The sequence below is a fragment of the Streptomyces sp. NPDC028298 genome, assembly GCF_055565895.1.
Genome location: NZ_JBVHTL010000001.1, coordinates 1,474,682 through 1,495,081, shown reverse-complemented (window position 1 = coordinate 1,495,081; position 20,400 = coordinate 1,474,682). Strand labels below are relative to the sequence as shown.

Sequence of the window (20,400 nt, the reverse complement as noted above, 5' to 3'; positions counted from 1 at the left end):
CGGTGTTCAGTCCGGGACGGCGATGAGTTCGGCGGCCGGGCTGTTCACCGGTTGCGGGGTGCCCGTGAGGTCCAGGACGAAGAGGGGGACGCCGAGGGTGTCGGCGCGGGCGCGGGCGTCCTCGTCGTAGCCGGCCAGGGAGAAGAACACGCAGTTCGCCGACTCCGTCATGGCCGTCAGCCACAGACACTCCACGTCCCGCAGCGAGGCCGGCCGCACCGTGGGGTCCACCTGGGCCAGGACGCCCCGCGCGGCGAGCCCGATGCCGGAGGTGGGCCGCTGGTCGGCACGCCGGATGTCGCGGTAGCCGAGCCAGCCCAGATACAGCGCGGCGGCGGTGACGGCGTCGCGGGCGGTACGGATGGCGACGGGCCGGAACGTGGGCCTCCGGCCGGTCCCACCGTCGTGGCCGGAGCCGTCGTGGCCGGGGTGCCCGGGCCCCGCCCGACGGCCCCCGTCCGAGCCCTCCTCGGGACCGCCGCCCTCGGCCACTCCGTCCCCGGCGTTCCGCCCCCGGCGCGTCCCGTCCCCGGAGTCCCGGACGCCACCCTCCCCGTCCCGGCGTGCGCCGGCCCCGGTTTCCCGGCCCTCGTCCCGGTGTGCGCCGGACTCGGTCTCCCGAGGTGTGGCAGCGCCGGTTTCCCGGTGTGTGCCGGTACCCGCCGCCCCGTGTTCGGTCCGGGGTGTGGCCGGGTCGGGCTTCCGGGCCGGGTCCGTTCGCAGGGGGATGCGCAGGGTCGTTCCGCAGGGGCAGCCCAGCTCGGGCTGCGGCCACTGGCTCCCGCGGCCGCAGGCACCGCACCGGACCGTCGTCCATTCCTCGTCCCACGCCCGGTGGGTGACCGGGGTCGCCTCCGTGAGGTGGTCGAGCGGGGCCGTCACGGGCGATCCGCACACGCAGGGATAGGACGGCGCCGCGTACAGATGCTCGCGGCGGCAGGCCGGACACCGCACCGGCACGCTCTCGGCCATGGCCCACTCCAGGAACTCACGTCGGGACAGCGCGTCCATCGTCCTCCTGCCGGCGGCTTCCGGCAGCCGAACGCCGCGACGCGCACCGGCCCGTTCCCGAGCGCCGTCCACCCTTGACGCCCCCTGCCCCGACACCTAGATTGCTTCCAGATAGTAGAAGTTAGTTTCCGCAATGCGGAATAAGAAGCGGAATCGAGGCTCTCCGCGGGGCGCGACGGGAGCGCGAGTCCGACAGCCGAAGCAGGAGTACTCCATGGCTCGTATGACCGCTGCCCGCGCGGCAGTCGAGATCCTCAAGCGCGAGGGCGTCACGGACGCGTTCGGCGTTCCGGGTGCGGCGATCAACCCGTTCTACGCGGCGCTCAAGGCGGCCGGCGGGATCAGTCACACCCTCGCCCGGCACGTGGAGGGCGCCTCGCACATGGCGGAGGGCTACACCCGCACCCACCCGGGCAACATCGGCGTCTGCGTGGGCACTTCAGGACCTGCCGGCACCGACATGATCACCGGTCTGTACTCCGCGAGCGGCGACTCGATCCCGATCCTGTGCATCACCGGCCAGGCCCCGACCGCGGTGATCCACAAGGAGGACTTCCAGGCCGTCGACATCGCCTCGATCGCGCGCCCGGTGACCAAGATGGCCGTCACCGTGCTGGAGGCCGCGCAGGTCCCCGGCGTCCTCCAGCAGGCCTTCCACCTCATGCGCTCCGGACGCCCCGGGCCCGTGCTGGTCGACCTGCCCATCGACGTCCAGCTCACCGAGATCGAGTTCGACCCCGAGACGTACGCGCCTCTGCGGGCGTACAAGCCCGCCGCGACCCGCGCCCAGATCGAGAAGGCGATCGGACTGCTGAACGCCTCGGAGCGCCCGCTCATCGTGGCCGGCGGCGGGGTCGTCAACGCCGATGCCGCCGAACTCCTCGTCGAGTTCGCCGAGTTGACGGGCATCCCGGTCGTCCCCACGCTCATGGGCTGGGGCGTCCTGCCCGACGACCACGAGCTGAACGCGGGCATGGTGGGCCTCCAGACCTCGCACCGCTACGGCAACGCCACCTTCCTGGAGTCCGACTTCGTCCTCGGCATCGGCAACCGCTGGGCCAACCGCCACACGGGCGCCCTGGACGTCTACACGGCCGGCCGGACCTTCGTGCACGTCGACATCGAACCCACCCAGCTCGGACGGATCTTCGCGCCGGACCTCGGCATCGCCTCCGACGCCAGGGCCGCCCTGGAACTCTTCGTCGAAGTGGCGAAGGAGCTGAAGGCGGCGGGCGCGCTGCCCGACCGCTCCGCGTGGGCCGCCTCGGCGCAGGAGAGGCGGGCCACCCTCCAGCGCCGGACGCACTTCGATGACGTCCCGATCAAGCCGCAGCGCGTCTACGAGGAGATGAACAAGGCCTTCGGCCCGGAGACCCGCTACGTCACCACGATCGGCCTCTCGCAGATCGCCGGCGCCCAGATGCTGCACGTCTACCGGCCGCGCCACTGGATCAACTGCGGCCAGGCGGGCCCGCTGGGCTGGACCGTCCCGGCCGCGCTCGGTGTCGCCAAGGCCGACCCCGGCGCGCAGGTCGTCGCCCTCTCCGGCGACTACGACTTCCAGTTCATGATCGAGGAGCTGGCCGTCGGTGCCCAGCACAGGATCCCGTACGTCCATGTCCTGGTGAACAACGCCTACTTGGGCCTGATCCGGCAGGCACAGCTCGGTTTCGACATCGACTTCCAGGTCAACCTGGAGTTCGAGAACATCAACTCTCCGGAACTCGGCGTCTACGGCGTCGACCACGTCAAGGTCGTCGAGGGCCTCGGCTGCAAGGCGATCCGGGTCACCGACCCGGGCGAGCTCGGCGCCGCCTTCGAGCGGGCCAAGAAGCTCGCCGCCGAGTTCCAGGTCCCCGTCGTCGTCGAGGCGATCCTGGAGCGCGTCACCAACATCGCCATGAGCAGGACGAACGACATCGGAAACGTGGTCGAGTTCGAGGAGATCGCCACCGAGCCGGCCCACGCGCCCACCGCGATCAGGCCCTTGAAGGCCTGACCCGGACGCCCCTTCGCGCGCCGGGGCGGTCCGCCTCAAGGGGTGGGCCGCCCCGGCGCGTTGTTCCCAGGAGCGGGCCCGTCCGGCATGCTCGGCCCATGCGGATGACCGTCCCCACCCCCCTCGGCGCCATCGCCGTACGTCGCCTCGACCCCCTCCCCGGCGCTCGGCCGGCGGGGGCCCCGGCCCCGTCCGACGCCCCCGCTCTCCTGCTCCTGCACGCCAACCCGGGGGACGGCCGGGACTTCGACGCCGTGCTGCCGGCCCTCGCCGACCGGTACCGCACGTTCGTCGTGGACTGGCCCGGATACGGCGACTCGACCGCCCCGGAACCCGGGCTGGTCACGCCCGAGGCGCTGGTGCGGGTCGCGGAGCGGGTGATCGACGCGCTCGCCGACGAGCACGGTGTGCGGGAGGTCGCCGTGCTCGGCAACAGCGTCGGCGGCTATGTCGCGTGCCGGCTCGCCGAGGGTCCCCGTGCCGCGTCGGTGACCGCGCTCGTCCTGGTCGACCCGGCCGGCTTCACCCGGCACACCGCGCTCACCCGCTGGTTCTGCCGCGAGGTGATGGGCCGCCCCGCCCGTGCCCGCCGCCTCGTCGTCCCGCTGGCCCGCGCCTACCTGGGCCGGCTGGGCACCCCGAGCGCGCGCGGGACGTACGCCCGGGTGCGTCTGCTGCCACACGACGAGCGGAGACTGGCGGTGCACTGCGCGCTCTGGCGGGGCCTCGCCGACCCGGACTTCGGCCTCAGGGACCCCGTCGCCCTCGGCGTGCCGATCCTGCTGCTGTGGGGGAGCCGCGATCCCGTCGTCCCCGCGTTCCTCGACGGCCGCCGGGCCCGGCGCGTCCTGCCCCGGGGGACCGTGAGCGTCCGGCTGCCCACGGCCCACGAGCCGTACAACGAACGCCCCGGACTCTTCCTGCGGCACGTCCTGCCGTTCCTGGAGAATCCGCGGGCGGTCACCGCACGCCGGGTCAGGCCTGCCAGCCGCCCGCGCAGCCGGTGAACCCGCCGCCCCCCACGTCGCCGCCCCGGGTCAGGCCGGCCTCACCCCGGCCGCCGCGCCCCTTGAGGCCGGCGGCCTCGGTGAAACGCGGCACCAGCGCGGTCAGCGCCGTGTCGCCGTACAGGGCGACCGCGAGCAGGACCTCGGCCGGGGACAGGCCCTCCGGTCCGGCGGGAAGCGGGGTCGCGGCACGCAGTTCCCGCAGGACACGCCGGGCGGCGCGCGTCCGGCGCGGGGGCAGGCGGCGCAGCAGTCCGGCCGCGGCGGCCTCGCCGCGCAGCTCCGCCAGCGCCCGTCGCACGCGCGGGCGGTCCATCAACTCCCGCAGTCCCGTCGGGAGGTAGAGCGAGCCGCGCACGGCCTTTTCCAGGGCGGGCGCCGACCCGAAGGACGTACCCGGCGCCGGGTTCGAGGTCCGTATCGTGCCGGCCGGGCCCGGGGTCACCGCGCCCCGCAGATGCAGGGCGACCAGGGCGACCTTCACGGCCGCGCGGGGCCCGCCACGCAGCAGCGCGACGGTCTGAGGCCTTGGCCCGACCGCCGCGCTCCCGCTCATGGTGCTACCCCCGTGCCCCCGTTCGGGACCCGCCGCCCCCGTGCCGGCGGGCCCCGTGTGCCGAGGATGTGCCCTATCCGGCGGCAGGTGAAGTCCCCGGGGCGGTGTTCAGAGGTTGATTTGAGGGTTCCGTAGGCGTCCTACGCCCGCTTGCGTACGGAAGGAGTCCGTTCGGTGCCCGTTCCGGCCCGTGGATCACGGGGCCCGACGCACGGTCCGGGGCGCACGGCGTACGGCCCTCAGGCCTCCGTGTGCTCCGAGAGACCGGGCCAGTCGTCGGGGCCGCCGCCCTGCCAGTCGATGATGTCGCTCTCCTCGACCTCGATCACGTCGAGGTCCACGTCCGCCTGGCGCAGGATCTCGACCACGTCGTCGAGGTGGTACGCGATGCCGAGCACCCGGTCGCCCTCGGTGACCCGGCGCGACCCGTCCAGACCCGGTGTGTGCACCACGATCCTGGGGAGTTCCTTGCCGTCAGCGTCCATGGTCCAAGGCTGCTGGCCGCGGCCGCGATCCGCACCCGGAGCCGGGCACCGGGCCTCCAGGCGGGTCATGGGTCTGGTGCCGTCCGACGGCGCGAGGCTGGGCGCGACAGTACGTTCGCGCCGCCGGACGGGGTCTTGGGGGCCCGGCCGGAGCCAGGGGTGGTCATGGTCCGGCCGAAGCCGACGTATGGATGGGACCGCGGCGGTCGCGACGGACCGGAGTCGCCCTTCCCTCAGGTCGAGAAGGGGGAACCGGGTCCTTCACCACCGCACTGGCTCGCGGGCCGCCGCGGTCCTCACCCGCCCGGACCGCGTCCGCGACGGCCACCCCTCATCCGGGCCGTTCGTGACGCGGTCCGGGAGCTCGGCTCTCCGAACGCGGATCCGGGTCGCGGCGGCGCCTGGGCGCGACAGGACAGATGTCGGCGCCGCCGCGACCCGGAAGTTCGAGGTGCCCGGTCAGACCCGGGCGCCGGAGAGGCGTTCGACCGCGCGCAGCAGCGCGGAGTGGTCCAGCCCGCCGTCGCCCTGCGCGCGCAGGCTGGCGACGAGCTGGGCGACCACCGCTCCCACCGGCAGCGCGGCGCCCACGGTGCGGGCGGCGTCCGTGACGATGCCCATGTCCTTGTGGTGCAGGTCGATACGGAAGCCCGGCTTGAAGTCGCGGTTGAGGAAGTTGTCCTTCTTGCGGGCCAGGACCGTGGAGCCCGCCAGACCGCCGCCGAGGACGTCGAGCGCGGCGCCCAGGTCCACGCCGGAGCGCTCCAGGAAGACCACGGCCTCGGCGCACGCCTGGATGTTCACGGCCACGATCAGTTGGTTGGCCGCCTTCACGGTCTGGCCCGAGCCGTGCGGACCGCACCGCACGATGGTCCTGCCGAGCGCCTCGAACAGGGGCTCCGCCCGGTCGAAGTCCGCGGGGTCACCGCCGACCATGATCGACAGCACCGCCTCGATCGCCCCGGCCTCGCCGCCGGACACCGGGGCGTCCAGGACACGGACCCCCTTCTCGGCGCCGGCCCGGGCGAGGTCCACCGAGGTCTGCGGGGTGATCGAGGACATGTCGATCAGCAGCGTGCCCGGCCGCACGTTCTCCAGGATGCCGTCGGGACCGTACGCGATGGCCTCGACCTGCGGGGAGGCGGGGACCATCGTGATCACCACGTCGGCGTCCCGCACGGCCTCGGCGATCGAGGCGGCGGCGGTGCCGCCCGCGGCGGCCAGGCGCTCCAGCTTGTCCCGTTCCAGCGTGTAGCCCGTGACGTCGTACCCGGCCTTGATCAGGTTCTCCGCCATGGGTGAGCCCATGATGCCGAGACCGATCCATGCCACCTTGGGGAGGTTGTCGCTCATGAGGGTGCCTCTCTGCGATCCGTGCTGCTTCTGTGCGATCCGTGCCGCCGCGTTCCGTGCCGCCGCGTTCCGTGCCGCGGCCCCGGGGCGCCGCTCAGCGGGCGGCCCCGGCCGAGGCGGGCAGCCAGTCGAAGGCCCGCGCGCTCGGCCGGTCGCCCGGCTTGTACTCCAGGCCCACCCAGCCCGCGTAACCGGCCGCGGCGAGCTGGTCGAGGAGCTCCTCCAGGGGGAGCGTGCCGGTGCCCGGCGCGCCGCGGCCGGGGCTGTCGGCGATCTGCACATGGCCGGTCCGGTCGGCGTGGGCGGCGATCACCCGCGGCAGGTCCTCGCCGTTCATGGCCAGGTGGTAGAGGTCCATGAGGAACCTCGTGTTGCCCAGACCGGTCGCCGCGTTGACCTTGTCCACGACGGAGACCGCCGCCGGGGCGCTCACCAGCGGATAGTCGGGTGACTCCCGTTCGTTGAGGGCCTCGACGAGGAGGATCGCGCCGATCCGGTCCGCGGCCCGTGCCGCCAGGGCCAGGTTCTCCAGCGCCAGCGCGTCCTGCTCGTCCGGGTCCACACCGGGGAGACGGTTGCCGTACAGGGCGTTGAGCGCCGTGCAGCCCAGCGAGCCGGCGAAGTCGGCGGCCACGTCGATGTTGGCCCGGAACCGCTCGGACTCCTCGCCCGGCAGGGACAGGGCGCCGCGGTCCGGACCGGGGAGCCGGCCGGCGTAGAGATTCAGGCCGGTCAGCCGGACCCCGGCGGCCTCGATCGCCGTCCGCAGGGCGTCGAGCTCGGACCGCTCGGGGGTGGGCGAGTCGACCCAGGGCCACCACAGCTCGACCGCGGTGAAGCCCGCGGCGGCCGCGGCCGCCGGGCGCTCCAGCAGCGGGAGTTCCGTGAAGAGGATCGACAGATTGACGTTGAAGCGCTGGTCCGCGAATCCCATGAGGTCCGCGCTCCTTTCCGTATTGCGGAAACTTGTTTCTGCTGAATGGAAGACTGCCGTCGGCTCCGGAGCGTTGTCAAGAGGGGTCGGGGCGGAAAGCCGAGGGCGCCGCCGGCTCCGGCCGCAGGGGGCTTGCCGGGGCGGCCGCGGCGGGCAGTAGGTTGAGCCCGTGCGATTGAGAGTGGAGTTCACGACCGAGCCCTTCGATCTCGACGAGGCCCCCCGGCACGCCCTGGTCGCCCGTGAGGTCATCGAGGCGGCCGAGCTGGACGCCGTGGACGTCGGCCCGTTCGGCAACACCGCGGAGGGCGGCGCGGACGCCGTGCTCACCGCCGTCGAGGCGCTGCTGCGTCAGGTCCTGGACGCGGGCGCCACCCGGGTCTCGCTCCAGGTCAACGTCGTCGGGGCGGCGGGGGAGGGCGATAAGTGACCGGCATCGCGGACGACCCCTTCGTCGCGGCGGTCAAACCGCTGGTCGACGCCATGGGGGGCGAGATGCTGCCGCCCGAGCAGGCCGGCGTCGACGACGTCGTCCTGTCCTGGGAGGGCGCGGACGTCGTCGCGGTGCGCCTGCCGCAGCTCGCCGACTCGCTCGACCACATCCTCGCCGCCCTGGAACGCAAGCGGGGGATGCCGCTCGCGGAGCTCGACCGCAAGGCCAAGCAGGAGATCGTGCGCATACTGGAAGCCCGCGGGGCCTTCTCCGTGCGGCACGGAGTGGAGACCGTGGCGAGCGCGCTCGGCGTGAGCCGGTTCACCGTCTACAACTACCTGAACCGCGAGAAGGGCGCCTGACCGGCGCGAACACGCCTCTGGGCGGCCGATCCCACCGGCCGCCACCCCGCCGCCGCCCGCGCAACCGGGCGGCGGTTCTCGTAACCTCCCGTAACCCGAAGTTTTCAACAAAGTGTTGACGTCGGTTCGCCGAGGGCGTTAGCTGTGCGCAGCCCGTCCAGCACACGGCCACGGAGGCTTCCCATGGAGTCGAGCACGGCATCCGGCGGCCTCGCCCGCCTCAACACCCTCGAGGAGTCCGCGGCCCTCGCCGTCCTCCACGAGGTGTGCGCCTCCCGGGCGTGGGCCGAACGGCTGCTCGCCGCCCGTCCCTACGCCACCGCCGAGGACCTGTACGCCGAGAGCGACGCCGCCACCGCGGGTCTCACCACCGCCGACCTGACCGAGGCGATGGCGGGGCACCCGCCCATCGGACGGCCGAAGCCCGGGGACCCGACCTCCTCGCGCGAACAGCGCGGGATGGCCGGCGCCTCCGCGGAGCTGAAGGAGGAGATGCTCGAACTGAACCTGGCCTACCAGGAGAAGTTCGGCCATGTCTTCCTCGTCTGCGCCACCGGCCGGACCGGGGAGCAGATGCGCGACGCGGTCAAGGAGCGGATCGGCAACCCGGCCGGACGGGAGCGTGAGATCGTCCGCGTCGAACTGGGCAAGATCAACCGCATCCGGCTCGGCCGTCTCGTGACGGAGCCGGTACGGGACGAGCTCGTGACGGAGCCCGTACAGGAAGAACCCGTGACGGACCCCGTACAGGAAGAAGAGGCATGAGCACCGACACCACGGCCTCCGTGTCCACCCACATCCTGGACACCAGCGTGGGCCGCCCCGCCCGCGGCGTCGCGGTCCGGCTCGCGGCCCGCGCGGGGCGCGAGGGCGACTGGCGGGCGCTCGGCGGATCCGCGACCGACGCGGACGGCCGGTGCAAGGACCTTCCGGCGCTGCCGGAGGACACGACCCACGTACGGCTCGACTTCGAGGTCGAGCGGTACTTCGAGCAGGATCCGGCGACAACGACACAGCGAGCCGATGCGCAGCAGGACGCCCCCGCGAATCGGGACAGCGAGACGTTCTTCCCCGAGGTGACGATCACCTTCGCCGTCAGGCCGGGCGAGCACTACCACGTACCGCTGCTGCTCAACCCGTTCGGCTACTCCGTTTACCGAGGGAGCTAGCAGACATGACCGAACCTTCCCGCCAGGGCCGCCCGGTGCTCCTGGGGCAGAACCAGTACGGCAAGGCCGAGAACCGCGTCGTGCGGATCACCCGCGACGGCGCCACGCACCACATCAAGGACCTCAACGTGTCCGTCGCGCTGAGCGGCGACATGGACGAGGTCCACCTCTCCGGCTCCAACGCCAACGTCCTGCCGACCGACACCACCAAGAACACGGTGTACGCCTTCGCCAAGGAGCACGGCATCGAGTCCGCCGAGCGGTTCGGCATCCACCTCGCCCGGCACTTCGTGATGAGCCAGGAGCCGATCCACCGGGCGCGCATCCGCATCGAGGAGTACGCCTGGGAGCGCATCGAGGCCCCGGACACCGCCTCCCGGCCCGCCGGCGCGGACGAGCCGCGGCACTCCTTCGTCCGCAAGGGCCAGGAGACGCGCGTCACCCAGATCACCTACGACGGTGACGCGTGGGAGGTCGTATCGGGCCTGAAGGACCTCGTCGTGATGAACTCGACGGACTCCGAGTTCTGGGGCTTCGTCAAGGACCGGTACACGACGCTGCCCGAGGCCCACGACCGCATCCTGGCCACCCAGGTCTCCAGCCGCTGGCGCTTCAACTGGACCGGCGACGAACAGCGGATGCCCGACTGGGACAAGTCCTACGACGAGGTCAGGAAGCACATGCTCCAGGCCTTCGCGGACACCTACTCCCTCTCGCTCCAGCAGACCCTGTACGCGATGGGGGCGCGGATCATCGACCACCGCGACGAGATCGACGAGGTCCGCTTCTCGCTGCCGAACAAGCACCACTTCCTGGTCGACCTCGCGCCGTTCGGCCTCGAGAACGACAACGAGGTCTACTTCGCGGCCGACCGCCCGTACGGGCTCATCGAAGCCACCGTCCTGCGCGACGGCTGCGACCCGCGCATCCCGGTCGACCTCACCAACCTCTAGAACCGCCACGACGGACCCGGTCGTCACCCCCGCGGCCACCGGGTCCGTCCGCCGACCCGGAAGAACGAGGAACCGCAGTGCCAGTCCAGCGCATCGTCATCGAGAACTGCGCCATCGCGACCGTGGACGCGGGCGACACCGAGTACGCCTCGGGGCACATCGTCGTCGCCGACAACAGGATCGAGTCGGTGGGTGCCGGCAAGGCCCCGGAGGAGCTCGAGAACGTGGTCCGCCGCGTCGACGGCACCGGGCACCTGGCCACCCCCGGCCTGGTCAACACCCACCACCACTTCTACCAGTGGATCACCCGCGGCCTCGCCACGGACCACAACCTCTTCGACTGGCTCGTCGCGCTCTACCCGACCTGGGCGCGCATCGACGAGCGGATGGCCTACGTGGCCGCCCAGGGCTCCCTCGCCATGATGGCCCGCGGCGGCGTCACCACCGCCATGGACCACCACTACGTCTTCCCGAAGGGCTCGGGGGACCTGTCCGGCGCGATCATCCGGGCCGCCCACGAGACCGGAGTCCGCTTCACCCTGGCCCGCGGCTCCATGGACCGCAGCCGCAAGGACGGCGGACTGCCCCCGGACTTCGCCGTCGAGACCCTCGAAGGGGCGCTCGCCGCCACCGAGGCGACCGTCGACGAGCACCACGACCCCTCCTTCGACAGCATGACCCAGATCGCCGTCGCGCCCTGTTCGCCCTTCTCCGTGTCCACCGAACTCATGAAGCAGGGCGCCGAGTTGGCCCGCCGCAAAGGGGTACGGCTGCACACCCACGGTTCGGAGACCGTGGAGGAGGAGCAGTTCTGCAAGGAGCTGTTCGGCATGGGCCCGACCGACTACTTCGAGTCGACCGGCTGGCTCGGCGAGGACGTGTGGATGGCGCACTGCGTCCACATGAACGACTCCGACATCGCCGCCTTCGCCCGGACGAGGACGGGTGTGGCCCACTGCCCCTCCTCCAACGCCCGGCTGGCCGCGGGCATCGCCCGGGTCCCCGACATGCTCGCCGCTGGCGTCCCGGTCGGCCTCGGCGTCGACGGCACCGCGTCCAACGAGTCCGGCGAACTCCACACCGAACTGCGCAACGCCCTGCTCGTCAACCGGCTCGGCGCCCACCGCGAGGCGGCCCTGAACGCCCGTCAGGCACTGCGCCTCGGCACCTACGGAGGAGCCCAGGTCCTCGGCCGGGCAAGCCAGATCGGCTCCCTCGAGGCGGGCAAGCTCGCCGACCTCGTGCTGTGGCGACTGGACACCCTGGCGCACGCCTCGATCGCCGACCCGGTGACGGCGCTCGTCTTCGGCGCCGCCGCGCCGGTCACCCTCTCCCTCGTGAACGGCCGTCCGGTCGTCGAGGACGGTCACCTGCTGCACGTGGACGAGGACGCCGTCGCCCGTTCGACACGGGACGAGGCGCGGCGCCTCGCGCGCATCGCCGGACAGGACTGACCACCGCAGAACTCCGGCCGAGGGGGACGGCCCTCGGCCGGTGGCCGTGGACCCGAGCGGGGTCCACGGCGGCCGCCTCCGGGGCGCGCATGCACGTGCGCGCCCCGGAGCGGTCTCCGCCGTGCGGACGCGATGTCCGCGCGGCCCCTGCCGTCCCGGTCCCGCACGACCGCGCATCACCTCCCTGACACCCACGTCGACGACGGCGTGTACCCGACCGGAGGAGCCGCCCGTGGCCGCCCAGCCCGAGCCCAGCACCGATGCACGACCCACCGGATCGACCGGCCGACCGGTCCATCCGGTCGACGAGAGACTGCCGTTCCTCAAGACGGCGGCCGGCGGACTGCAGCACGTGGCCGCCATGTACGCGGGAGTCGTCGCCCCGCCCCTGATCGTCGGCGCCGCGGTGGGCCTGTCCGCCGGCGAACTCACCTTCCTCACCGGCGCCTGCCTGTTCACCGCGGGCCTCGCGACCTTCCTGCAGACCCTCGGCGTCTGGAGGATCGGAGCCCGGCTGCCCTTCGTCAACGGCGTCACCTTCGCCGGTGTCGCCCCCATGACCGCGGTCGCCGCCTCCGTCGAGGACAAGAGCGACGCCCTGCCCGTCATCTTCGGCGCGGTCATGGTCGCCGGCGTCCTCGGATTCCTCGCGGCCCCCTACTTCAGCAAGGCCGTCCGCTTCTTCCCACCCGTCGTCACCGGCAGCGTCATCACCCTCATCGGCGTCTCGCTGCTGCCGGTCGCCTTCGGCTGGGCGCAGGGCCCGGACCCCACGGCGGACGACTACGGCTCCCGCACCTTCCTCGGACTCGCGGCGGCGACCCTCGTCATCGTCCTCGTGCTGCGCCGCTTCACCCGCGGCTTCGTCAAGCAGATCGCGGTCCTGCTCGGCCTGGTCGTCGGCACGCTCGTGGCGATCCCCTTCGGTGTCACGGACTTCGGGCCGGTGGCCGCCGCCGACGTGGCCGGCTTCCCGGCACCGTTCCACTTCGGCGCTCCGCAGTTCCACCTCGCCGCCGTCCTCTCGCTGTGCGTGGTCATGGTCGTCTCGATGACCGAATCGACGGCGGACATGTTGGCCCTGGGCGAGATCGTGGAGCGCCCGGCCGACGAGAGGACCATCGCGGCCGGACTGCGCGCCGACACCCTCGGCTCGGCCCTCAGCCCCCTCTTCAACGGCTTCATGTGCAGCGCCTTCGCCCAGAACATCGGCCTCGTCGCGATGACGAGGATCCGCAGCCGGTACGTCGTCGCCGCGGGCGGCGGATTCCTGGTGCTGATGGGACTGTGCCCGATGGCCGCGTCGCTGATCGCCGTCGTGCCGCGCCCGGTGCTCGGCGGGGCGGGCGTCGTCCTGTTCGGGTCGGTCGCGGCCAGCGGGATCCAGACGCTGGTCAGGGCGGGCCTGGAGAAGGACAACAACGTGCTGATCGTGGCCGTGTCGCTGGCGGTCGGCATCATCCCGATCACCGCGCCCGGGTTCTACCACGCGTTCCCCGAGACCGCGCGGATCGTCCTCGACTCCGGCATCTCCACGGGCTGTCTCACGGCGGTCGTCCTCAACCTCGTCTTCAACCACCTCGGCAGGGGACGGGCGGACGCGGGCGAGGTGACCCACCCGATGGAGGCGGGCGAGGACCTCGCGGCGGCACCGGCCCGCTGACGGACGGGCCGCGGGCCCGTGACACGCGGGCCCGTGACACGCGGGGCGCGGCACGTGGATCGTGCCGCGCCCCGCGTCCTGTCCGCCGGTGTCAGCCGATGTGGTAGCTGTCGCCGTAGACCTTCCAGTCCAGCGGTGTGTTCAGGTTCAGGTTCCGGTTGCGTACGAAGACCCGCTGCGCGGTGTCGACCCGGCTGGTGTCCGAGTGGGCCTCCTCCTGCTTCATGGCCCACACCCGGGCGTCGAGGAAGGCGTTCAGATACGTCACCTCGTCGCCGCCCTGGGCCGGCGGCTTGGCCTTGGCGAGCGCGCGCCGCCGGATGCTGCCGAAGCTGGTGCTGTCGTCGCCGTTGCCATGCATCACGACGGCGTCGTAGTACGTGAACTGGCCGAGGGCGCCGATGCCGTCGGACTTGCCCTGCTGGACGGCGGGGTTGAAGTAGACGCGGTCCCGTTCGTCGTTCTGGGCCTGCTGGAACGCGGTGTCCTGGGCGGCCCGGCGCCAGTCGGCGGGGAAGCCGGGGTCCAGGCCCTCGTGGGAGTCGCCGCCGTCGACCTCGCGCAGCGCGGGCAGGTACTTGGCGAGGACGTTGCCGGGCTTGCGCCGCGTGTACAGCTCGACGAGTTCGAGCATGTCGTGGGTGCCCGAGCAGAAGCCGATGATCCCGGCGGTGTAGCCGCGTCCGTCGCCGATGTCCTCGATGTACTTGTACTGGGCCTTCCAGTCCAGCGAGGAGTTCTCCGCGCTGGAGACCAGCTTCATGGCGATCTCCTTCTTCGCCGGGTCGTCCAGTCCGACCGCCGCCGCGGTCGCGCTCTGGGTGGCGATCAGCGGTCCTGCCACCAACGAGGCTCCGATCAGGGTGAGCAGGGTGCGACGCGAGGGGGCTATGTGGGGGGTGTGCACGGTACCTCCGATGGGGGAGCGGTGTTGCCGCGTACTGTTAGGAAAGTTTCCTACCAGAGTTGGAGGACGGCGTACACCCTTTGAGAGAAGGCGAGTTGACGTTCCGGGGGTCCGCGGAGGGGGTGAGCGGGTGCGTCGAGGGGGCGCGGCGCGGCCGCAACAGCGCGGCGGCCAGGGCCAGGGCGGTGGCGGCGACGGCCGCGGCCACCGTGAACGCCAGCCGGTAGCCGTCCGCCGTCGCCGCGACGACCTGCCCGCCCGCGCCGGTCAGCCGTGCGGTCCGGCTCGCCGCCAGGGTGGTCAGGACCGCCAGCCCCAGTGAACCGCCCACCACCTGCGTGGTGTTGAAGAGCCCGGAGGCAAGACCGGCGTCCTCCGCGCCGGCGTCCGCCATGGCGAGCCCCGTCACCGCGGGCATCGCGGCCGCGAACCCCACGGAGAGCAGGAGCAGCGGGGGCAGCACGTCGGCGACGTACCCGCCCTCGGCCGGGGCCCGGCCGAGCAGGGCCAGTCCCGCCGTGATGAGGGCGAGTCCGCCGAGCAGGACGCGGTACGGGCCGAAGCGGGCGATCACCGGCGCCGACAGGGTCAGCATCAGCGCGCCGATGACGACGGGGGCGGGCAGGAACGCCGTACCGGTGAGCAACTCGCTGTAGCCGAGCACGCGTTGGAGGTAGAGCGCGCCGAGGTACTGGAAGCCGTACATCCCGGCGATCATCAGGATCTGTACGCCGTTCGCGCTCGTCAGCGTCCGTGAGCGGAACAGCCGCAGCCGCAGCAGGGGCCGGGCCGCCCGGGCCTGACGGAGGGTGAAGCCGGCGAAGAGCGCGAGGGCGAGCGCGCCGAGCGCGAGCGTCCCGCCGAGGCCCCGCTCCCCGGCGCCGACGATCGCGTACACCGTCAGCATCAGGGCGCCGGTGACCAGGGCGGCACCCGGATAGTCCGCGCCGCCGCCGAGCCCGGCTCCCCGGTCCGGGGCGAGCACGCGCAGGGCGGCCACCAGGGCCACCACGCCGATCGGCAGGTTGATCAGGAAGATCCAGTGCCAGTTCAGGGCCTGCGTCAGCGCGCCGCCGAGGAACGTGCCGAGAGCTCCGCCCGCGGCACCGACCGCGCTGAACACCGCGATGGCGCGGCCCTGTTCACGCGGCTCGGGGAAGAGCGCCACCAGCATGCCGAGGACCACGGCCGAGGTCATCGCCCCGCCGACGCCCTGGAGGGCACGGGCCGCGACCAGCACGCCTCGGCCGTCGGCGACCCCGCACAGCACCGACGCGAGGGTGAAGACGGCGAGCCCCGCCGTGAACATCCGCTTGCGGCCCAGCAGATCGCCGAGCCTGCCGGCGAGCAGCAGCAGCCCGCCGAACGGGATCAGGTAGGCGTTCACGACCCAGGCGAGTCCGGGGGCGGAGAAACCGAGGTCGCTCTGGACGGCGGGCATGGCGACGGTGACGATGTTCCCGTCCAGGACGGTCATCAGGGTGCCCGCGCACAGCACGACGAGGGAGGCCCACCGTGAGTACGCTCGTGGTGTCGACGGCCTCGCCGATTCGGTCCGGGACGGCATGACGGTGACCTCCGTGTTCTCCGTGGACCGCTCCGGTTCCACGGACGTTCTCCCTTGGTGCACGACTTGTAACGGGGGACATCGTGAGTGACCATGGGAGACCGGCATAAGGAGGCACTTCGATGTCCCAGGGGAACACCGGTGTTACCGCGCAGGCAGTGCTCGCGCAGGCGTGCCCGGTCCGCGAGGTTCTTGACAGGGTCGCCGGGAAATGGAGCGTGCTGATCATCGTGGCCGCGGCCCACGGACCGATCCGCTTCACCGAACTGGAGCGCAGTGTCGAGGGGATCAGCCGGCGCATGCTGACGCTGACCCTGCGCCATCTGGAGCGCGACGGCCTCGTCACCCGGACCGTGCACCCGACGGTCCCGCCGAAGGTCGAGTACGAACTCACCCCGGTCGCGCGTGAGTTGCACGCGACGCTGCTCTCCCTGACCGACTGGGCCGAGCGGCACCGCGTCACGATCGCCGAGTCCCGCGCGGCCTACGACGCCGAGCACCGGCCGGAGTTGGTCGACGCCTAGGCGGTGCGGCGGGCCGCGCGGTCGGCCGCCCGGCGGTTCCGTGGGACGGCGCGCCGGGCGACTTCCCGGGTCAGAGGCCCAGCGGGCCCGGGTCCGTGGCCAGTGCCTTGAAGGCGTCCCGGGCTCCCGGCACCAGGCGGCGCTCGGTGAGGTCCATCAGCCCGCCGACCGCCGTGATCTCGGCGGCCACCGTGCCGTCGGTCTTCCGGATGATCTGCTCGATGCGGAACGTCTTGCCCTCACCCCAGAGGAAGGCGCACGTCACCTCGACCTCGTCGCCGGCCCGCAGCTCGCGCCGGTAGCGGATGGTCGTCTCCAGCGCCACCGGGCCCACACCGCGGGCCAGCAACTCCGTCTGGCCGATCCCGGCCGCCTGGAGCACCGACCAGCGGGCGTGCTCGGCGTACTGCAGATACACGCTCTGGTTGAGATGCCCCTGCACATCGGTCTCGTATCCGCGAACGGTCACGGGGACGAAGAACGGCTCTGCCACGACTTTCCCTCCGACGACTGCGACTGCTGTTGCTGTTTGTCCGACGTCGACCTCGACGCCTCGACGTCCTCGGGGCACGCCCCTCACGCGCGCCGGGGCGAGGCCAGGACGTACCGGGCGCCCGTACGCGGTTCCGTGTGCTCGCCCGCCTGCCAGCCCGCCCCCTCCAGGGTCGCCGCGCACGCCCGCAGCGCTTCGGGGTCCGGCTCGTGCACGGCGACGGCCTCCGGCTGCGGTGTGGCCCGTATGCGGTAGCCGCCGCCCGCCGCCCCGGCGGGCCGGTGCCCCGCCGCCTCCAGTGCGAGGGCTGCGGCCTGCACCAGATGCGTGCGTTCCCAGGCGCACGGAAGGTCCGTCGCGCCGTCCGGACGGGTCATCCGGCGCAGCTCCAGGAGCCCCTGCCAGGCCCCGCGCACCTCTCTCAGCCGCGCGGGACCCTCCTCGGCCCCCTCCTCGCCGCCGGTCCGCGCCGCGAACACCCCGGACGCCGCCGGAGCGGGCCCCTCGGGGGCCGGCGCCGGCCCGGGGCCGTCCTCGGGTGCCTCGCGCAGCCGGTGCCCGGCCGGTGTCAGGAAGTGGTCGCGCGGGGGACGCGGATGACGGAAGGCGAGCCCGCGCCTCACCAGGGCGGCGAGCTGCGCCTCCGTGCCCTTCAGCCGCCCGGTCACGGGGTCGGCCGCCTCGACGATGCGCCGCTGCGCGGCGGTCGGCGGTCGTGTCACGGCGCGCTCCCTCCACCACCCGGTGGTGCCACGGCGCTCCGGCCCGGCCGTGGCTCAGTGTTCCTCCGCTCCCTCTCCCGCCCGGGAGGCCGAGGAGAAGGAGTCATGGGAACAGTACGCGTCGGGTCTGACATTCCAGCCGGCCACCACATGCCGGCGGTGCTCCGTGCTGAGCCGGCTCATGGTCCCGGTGCCGAGCTGGAAGAGGGCGCCCGACTGGGCGCTCAGACCCAGCCGGCGCGCTGTCAGCACCCGCAGGAAGTGGCCGTGCGAGACGACGACCACGCTGCCCTCCGACTCGGCGAGCGCCGCGTCGATCCTGGCCAGCGCCCGTTCGGCGCGCACCCCGACCTCGTCCGGGCTCTCCCCCGGATGCTCGGGCGGTCCGGGGGCGACCCCGTCGGTGAACAGGAACCAGTCCGGCCGCTCCCGGTGGATCTCGACCGTAGTGACCCCCTCGTACCCGCCGTAGTCCCACTCGCTCAGGTCCGCGTCGACGTGGGCGTGGCCGATCCCGGCCAGCTCGGCCGTCTCCCGCGCCCGGCGCATCGGGCTGACGAACGCCGCCGCGATGTGATGCCGGGCGATCAGCGGACGGAGCCGCCGGGCCTGTTCACGGCCGTTGTCGGTCAACGGGACGTCGGTCGAGCCCGTGTGCCGCCCGGACATCGACCACTCGGTCTCACCGTGCCGTACGAGGAGCAGGTCACCCATCGCCGCGCCCTTTCGTCCCCGTGTCCGCTGCCGTCCCTCGTACGGTGCCACCGGGCGGGCGCGGCCGCAGCCCCGGGTCCTCCGGTCGGCCCACCCGGTTCCTCAGCCCTTCTCCTGCCGGTAGCCGCTCAGGAACCGCCCGATCCGGCTGATCGCCGCGTCCAGGACGTCGGCGTGCGGGAGGGTCAGGATGCGGAAGTGGTCGGGCCGCGACCAGTTGAAGCCGGTGCCCTGCACGACCTGGATCTTCTCGCGCAGCAGCAGGTCGAGGACGAACTTCTCGTCGTCGTGGATCGGATACACGGCGGGGTCGATGCGCGGGAACGCGTACAGCGCGCCCTTGGGCTTGACGCACGAGATGCCGGGGATCTCGTTGAGCTTCTCCCAGGCGAGGTCGCGCTGCTCGCGGAGCCGGCCGCCCGGCGCGGTCAGCTCGTGGATCGACTGGCGGCCGCCGAGCGCGGCCTGGATGGCGTACTGCGCCGGGGCGTTGGCGCACAGCCGCATGGAGGCCAGCATCGTCAGCCCCTCCAGATAGCTGCGCGCGTGCTGCTTGGGGCCCGTGACGACCAGCCAGCCGGAACGGAAACCGGCGACGCGGTAGGTCTTCGAGAGGCCGCAGAAGGTGAGGACCACCAGGTCGGGGGCGAGGGCCGCGGCCGACTGGTGCACGGCGTCGTCGTACAGGATCTGGTCGTAGACCTCGTCGGCCAGGACCATCAGGCCGTGCCGGCGGGCGAGATCGAGGATGCCCTCGACGATCTCCTTCGGATAGACCGCGCCCGTGGGGTTGTTGGGGTTGATGATGACGACCGCGCGGGTCCGGTCGGTGATCTTCGCGGCCATGTCGTCCAGGTCCGGGTACCAGTCGGCCTGTTCGTCGCAGAGGTAGTGGACCGCCTTGCCGCCGGCGAGGGTGGTGACGGCCGTCCACAGCGGGTAGTCCGGGGCGGGGATGAGGACTTCGTCGCCGTCCTCGATCAGGGCCTGCACGGCCATGGAGATCAGTTCCGAGACGCCGTTGCCGAGGAAGACGTCGTCCACGCCGACGTCCAGGCCCCGGTCCTGGTAGCGCTGGGCGACGGCGCGGCGGGCGGACAGGATGCCGCGCGAGTCGGTGTAGCCGTGCGCCCGGGGCAGCATCCGGATCATGTCCTGGAGGATCTCCTCCGGCGCCTCGAAACCGAAGAGGGCGGGGTTGCCGGTGTTCAGGCGCAGCACACTGTGGCCCGCCGCCTCCAGTGCGTCGGCGTGCTCGATCACCGGGCCGCGGATCTCGTAACAGACCTCGCTGAGCTTGCTCGACTGCCGGAACTCCATGCGCTGCGCCCTCCGGTTGTGGTGTTGCTTGGTTTTACCAAGTAGGAGCTTGGAAAGTCCAACAAGATAGCTAGACTGCGTCGCATGTCACCGCGCCGAAGCTACGACCAGTACTGTTCCGCCGCCCGCGCCCTCGACGCCGTCGGGGACCGGTGGACCCTCCTGATCGTCCGCGAACTGCTCGGCGGCCCGCGCCGGTACACCGATCTGCACGCCGATCTGCCGGGAGTCAGCACCGACGTCCTCGCCTCCCGGCTCAAGGACATGGAGCGCGACGGACTGACCACGAGGCGCCGCCTGCCACCTCCGGGCGCGGCCTACGTGTACGAACTCACCGATCGTGGCCGCGAGTTGCTGCCCGTGCTGCAGGCCTTGGGGGAGTGGGGCGGTCCCGCGCTGGGCGAGCGGCGGCCCACCGACGCCGTACGGGCCCACTGGTTCGCGCTGCCGCTGCTGCGCGGTCTCGACGCCGCCGGGGCGGGCCAGGGGCTCGTCGAAGTCCGCCTGGACGAAGGCCTGTTCCATGTGTGGCTCGGTGCCGGGGAAGGTCCGCTCTACGGCGACGGACCCGCCCCGCGCGAGCCGGACGCCCGCCTCGCGCCGGACGCGCGGGCCTGCGAGGCCATGAACCGCGGGACCCTGACGCTGCTCGACGCGCTGCGCGAGCGGAGCGTCGCGGTGACGGGCGACGGCCCCCTCGCCAAGGCCCTGCGCGAGGCGTGACGTCGTCCCGTGTCCCGGAAGTGATCCCGCGCTCTCCCGTACTCCGGAAGC

At 72.5% G+C, this 20,400-nt stretch carries 22 protein-coding genes; 11 read left to right on the top strand and 11 right to left on the bottom strand.

The annotated features are described in order from the left end of the window. Nucleotides 1–6 precede the first annotated feature (6 nt). On the bottom strand, nt 7–882 hold the full coding sequence (locus ACZ4TO_RS06620; RefSeq protein ID WP_468023798.1) for a hypothetical protein: 876 nt from the start codon (nt 880–882) through the stop codon (nt 7–9). A gap of 343 nt (nt 883–1,225) precedes the next feature. Here ACZ4TO_RS06620 and gcl point away from each other — a divergent pair, with 343 nt between their 5' ends. Then, nucleotides 1,226–3,010 (top strand): glyoxylate carboligase, encoded by a 1,785-nt coding sequence (gene gcl, locus ACZ4TO_RS06615; RefSeq protein ID WP_468023588.1) that lies wholly within the window; start codon nt 1,226–1,228, stop codon nt 3,008–3,010. Between the two features lie 98 nt (nt 3,011–3,108). After that, nucleotides 3,109–4,017, top strand: coding sequence for an alpha/beta fold hydrolase (locus tag ACZ4TO_RS06610; RefSeq protein WP_468023587.1), 909 nt, complete (start codon nt 3,109–3,111; stop codon nt 4,015–4,017). On the opposite strand, the gene ACZ4TO_RS06605 is transcribed toward ACZ4TO_RS06610, so the two are convergent. From ACZ4TO_RS06605 to ACZ4TO_RS06590, 4 genes are all read right to left on the bottom strand, one after another. After that, the gene (locus ACZ4TO_RS06605) at nt 3,986–4,573 is read right to left on the bottom strand and encodes a TIGR04222 domain-containing membrane protein (RefSeq protein WP_468023586.1); all 588 of its coding nucleotides are present in this window, start codon (nt 4,571–4,573) and stop codon (nt 3,986–3,988) included. The genes ACZ4TO_RS06610 and ACZ4TO_RS06605 overlap by 32 nt on opposite strands. 239 nt (nt 4,574–4,812) lie before the next feature. Continuing rightward, entirely contained in the window at nt 4,813–5,058 is a 246-nt protein-coding gene (locus tag ACZ4TO_RS06600) for a hypothetical protein (RefSeq protein WP_382788359.1), read from the bottom strand. 459 nt (nt 5,059–5,517) lie between these two features. Beyond that, on the bottom strand, nt 5,518–6,411 hold the full coding sequence (locus ACZ4TO_RS06595) for a 2-hydroxy-3-oxopropionate reductase (protein ID WP_385041241.1): 894 nt from the start codon (nt 6,409–6,411) through the stop codon (nt 5,518–5,520). A 94-nt stretch (nt 6,412–6,505) separates the two neighbouring features. Continuing rightward, complete coding sequence (locus tag ACZ4TO_RS06590) at nt 6,506–7,345, bottom strand: TIM barrel protein (RefSeq protein ID WP_468023585.1); 840 nt, start codon at nt 7,343–7,345, stop codon at nt 6,506–6,508. A gap of 169 nt (nt 7,346–7,514) precedes the next feature. Here ACZ4TO_RS06590 and ACZ4TO_RS06585 point away from each other — a divergent pair, with 169 nt between their 5' ends. The 7 genes from ACZ4TO_RS06585 (at nt 7,515) to ACZ4TO_RS06555 (ending at nt 13,379) form a co-directional block, all read left to right on the top strand. After that, nucleotides 7,515–7,775, top strand: a complete 261-nt coding sequence (locus ACZ4TO_RS06585; RefSeq protein ID WP_326784753.1) for a YkoF family thiamine-binding protein — start codon at nt 7,515–7,517, stop codon at nt 7,773–7,775. Beyond that, a complete protein-coding gene (locus tag ACZ4TO_RS06580; protein WP_382788352.1) occupies nt 7,772–8,140 on the top strand; it encodes a helix-turn-helix domain-containing protein in 369 nt (122 codons plus the stop codon). Before ACZ4TO_RS06585 ends, ACZ4TO_RS06580 begins: the two co-directional genes overlap by 4 nt. A 183-nt stretch (nt 8,141–8,323) precedes the next feature. Beyond that, on the top strand, nt 8,324–8,905 hold the full coding sequence (gene uraD / locus ACZ4TO_RS06575) for a 2-oxo-4-hydroxy-4-carboxy-5-ureidoimidazoline decarboxylase (RefSeq protein WP_468023584.1): 582 nt from the start codon (nt 8,324–8,326) through the stop codon (nt 8,903–8,905). Continuing rightward, a complete protein-coding gene (uraH, locus tag ACZ4TO_RS06570; RefSeq protein ID WP_382788348.1) occupies nt 8,902–9,309 on the top strand; it encodes a hydroxyisourate hydrolase in 408 nt (135 codons plus the stop codon). Before uraD ends, uraH begins: the two co-directional genes overlap by 4 nt. Before the next feature lie 5 nt (nt 9,310–9,314). Further along, nucleotides 9,315–10,262, top strand: a complete 948-nt coding sequence (gene pucL / locus ACZ4TO_RS06565; protein ID WP_382788345.1) for a factor-independent urate hydroxylase — start codon at nt 9,315–9,317, stop codon at nt 10,260–10,262. A 77-nt stretch (nt 10,263–10,339) separates the two neighbouring features. Continuing rightward, nucleotides 10,340–11,716, top strand: a complete 1,377-nt coding sequence (locus ACZ4TO_RS06560; protein ID WP_385041258.1) for an 8-oxoguanine deaminase — start codon at nt 10,340–10,342, stop codon at nt 11,714–11,716. Between the two features lie 313 nt (nt 11,717–12,029). Continuing rightward, a complete protein-coding gene (locus tag ACZ4TO_RS06555) occupies nt 12,030–13,379 on the top strand; it encodes a nucleobase:cation symporter-2 family protein (RefSeq protein ID WP_382788759.1) in 1,350 nt (449 codons plus the stop codon). Nucleotides 13,380–13,470: 91 nt separating this feature from the next. On the opposite strand, the gene ACZ4TO_RS06550 is transcribed toward ACZ4TO_RS06555, so the two are convergent. Further along, nucleotides 13,471–14,286, bottom strand: a complete 816-nt coding sequence (locus tag ACZ4TO_RS06550) for a chitosanase (protein WP_382788341.1) — start codon at nt 14,284–14,286, stop codon at nt 13,471–13,473. 37 nt (nt 14,287–14,323) lie between these two features. Further along, nucleotides 14,324–15,853 (bottom strand): MFS transporter, encoded by a 1,530-nt coding sequence (locus tag ACZ4TO_RS06545; RefSeq protein WP_468023797.1) that lies wholly within the window; start codon nt 15,851–15,853, stop codon nt 14,324–14,326. Nucleotides 15,854–15,975: 122 nt separating this feature from the next. Between ACZ4TO_RS06545 and ACZ4TO_RS06540 the strand changes: the two genes are divergently transcribed. Continuing rightward, nucleotides 15,976–16,377, top strand: a complete 402-nt coding sequence (locus ACZ4TO_RS06540; protein ID WP_382788339.1) for a winged helix-turn-helix transcriptional regulator — start codon at nt 15,976–15,978, stop codon at nt 16,375–16,377. Nucleotides 16,378–16,447: 70 nt separating this feature from the next. Here ACZ4TO_RS06540 and ACZ4TO_RS06535 read toward each other — a convergent pair whose 3' ends face one another. The 4 genes from ACZ4TO_RS06535 to ACZ4TO_RS06520 form a co-directional block, all read right to left on the bottom strand. Further along, nucleotides 16,448–16,870 (bottom strand): acyl-CoA thioesterase, encoded by a 423-nt coding sequence (locus ACZ4TO_RS06535; protein WP_382788337.1) that lies wholly within the window; start codon nt 16,868–16,870, stop codon nt 16,448–16,450. Between the two features lie 83 nt (nt 16,871–16,953). Further along, on the bottom strand, nt 16,954–17,592 hold the full coding sequence (locus ACZ4TO_RS06530) for a hypothetical protein (RefSeq protein ID WP_468023583.1): 639 nt from the start codon (nt 17,590–17,592) through the stop codon (nt 16,954–16,956). 54 nt (nt 17,593–17,646) lie between these two features. Continuing rightward, nucleotides 17,647–18,306, bottom strand: coding sequence for a histidine phosphatase family protein (locus ACZ4TO_RS06525; RefSeq protein WP_382788333.1), 660 nt, complete (start codon nt 18,304–18,306; stop codon nt 17,647–17,649). A 102-nt stretch (nt 18,307–18,408) separates the two neighbouring features. Further along, nucleotides 18,409–19,626, bottom strand: a complete 1,218-nt coding sequence (locus tag ACZ4TO_RS06520) for a pyridoxal phosphate-dependent aminotransferase (RefSeq protein ID WP_382788331.1) — start codon at nt 19,624–19,626, stop codon at nt 18,409–18,411. Nucleotides 19,627–19,710: 84 nt separating this feature from the next. On the opposite strand from ACZ4TO_RS06520, the gene ACZ4TO_RS06515 reads away from it, so the two are divergent. After that, nucleotides 19,711–20,349, top strand: a complete 639-nt coding sequence (locus tag ACZ4TO_RS06515; RefSeq protein WP_382788329.1) for a winged helix-turn-helix transcriptional regulator — start codon at nt 19,711–19,713, stop codon at nt 20,347–20,349. Nucleotides 20,350–20,400: the final 51 nt, after the last annotated feature.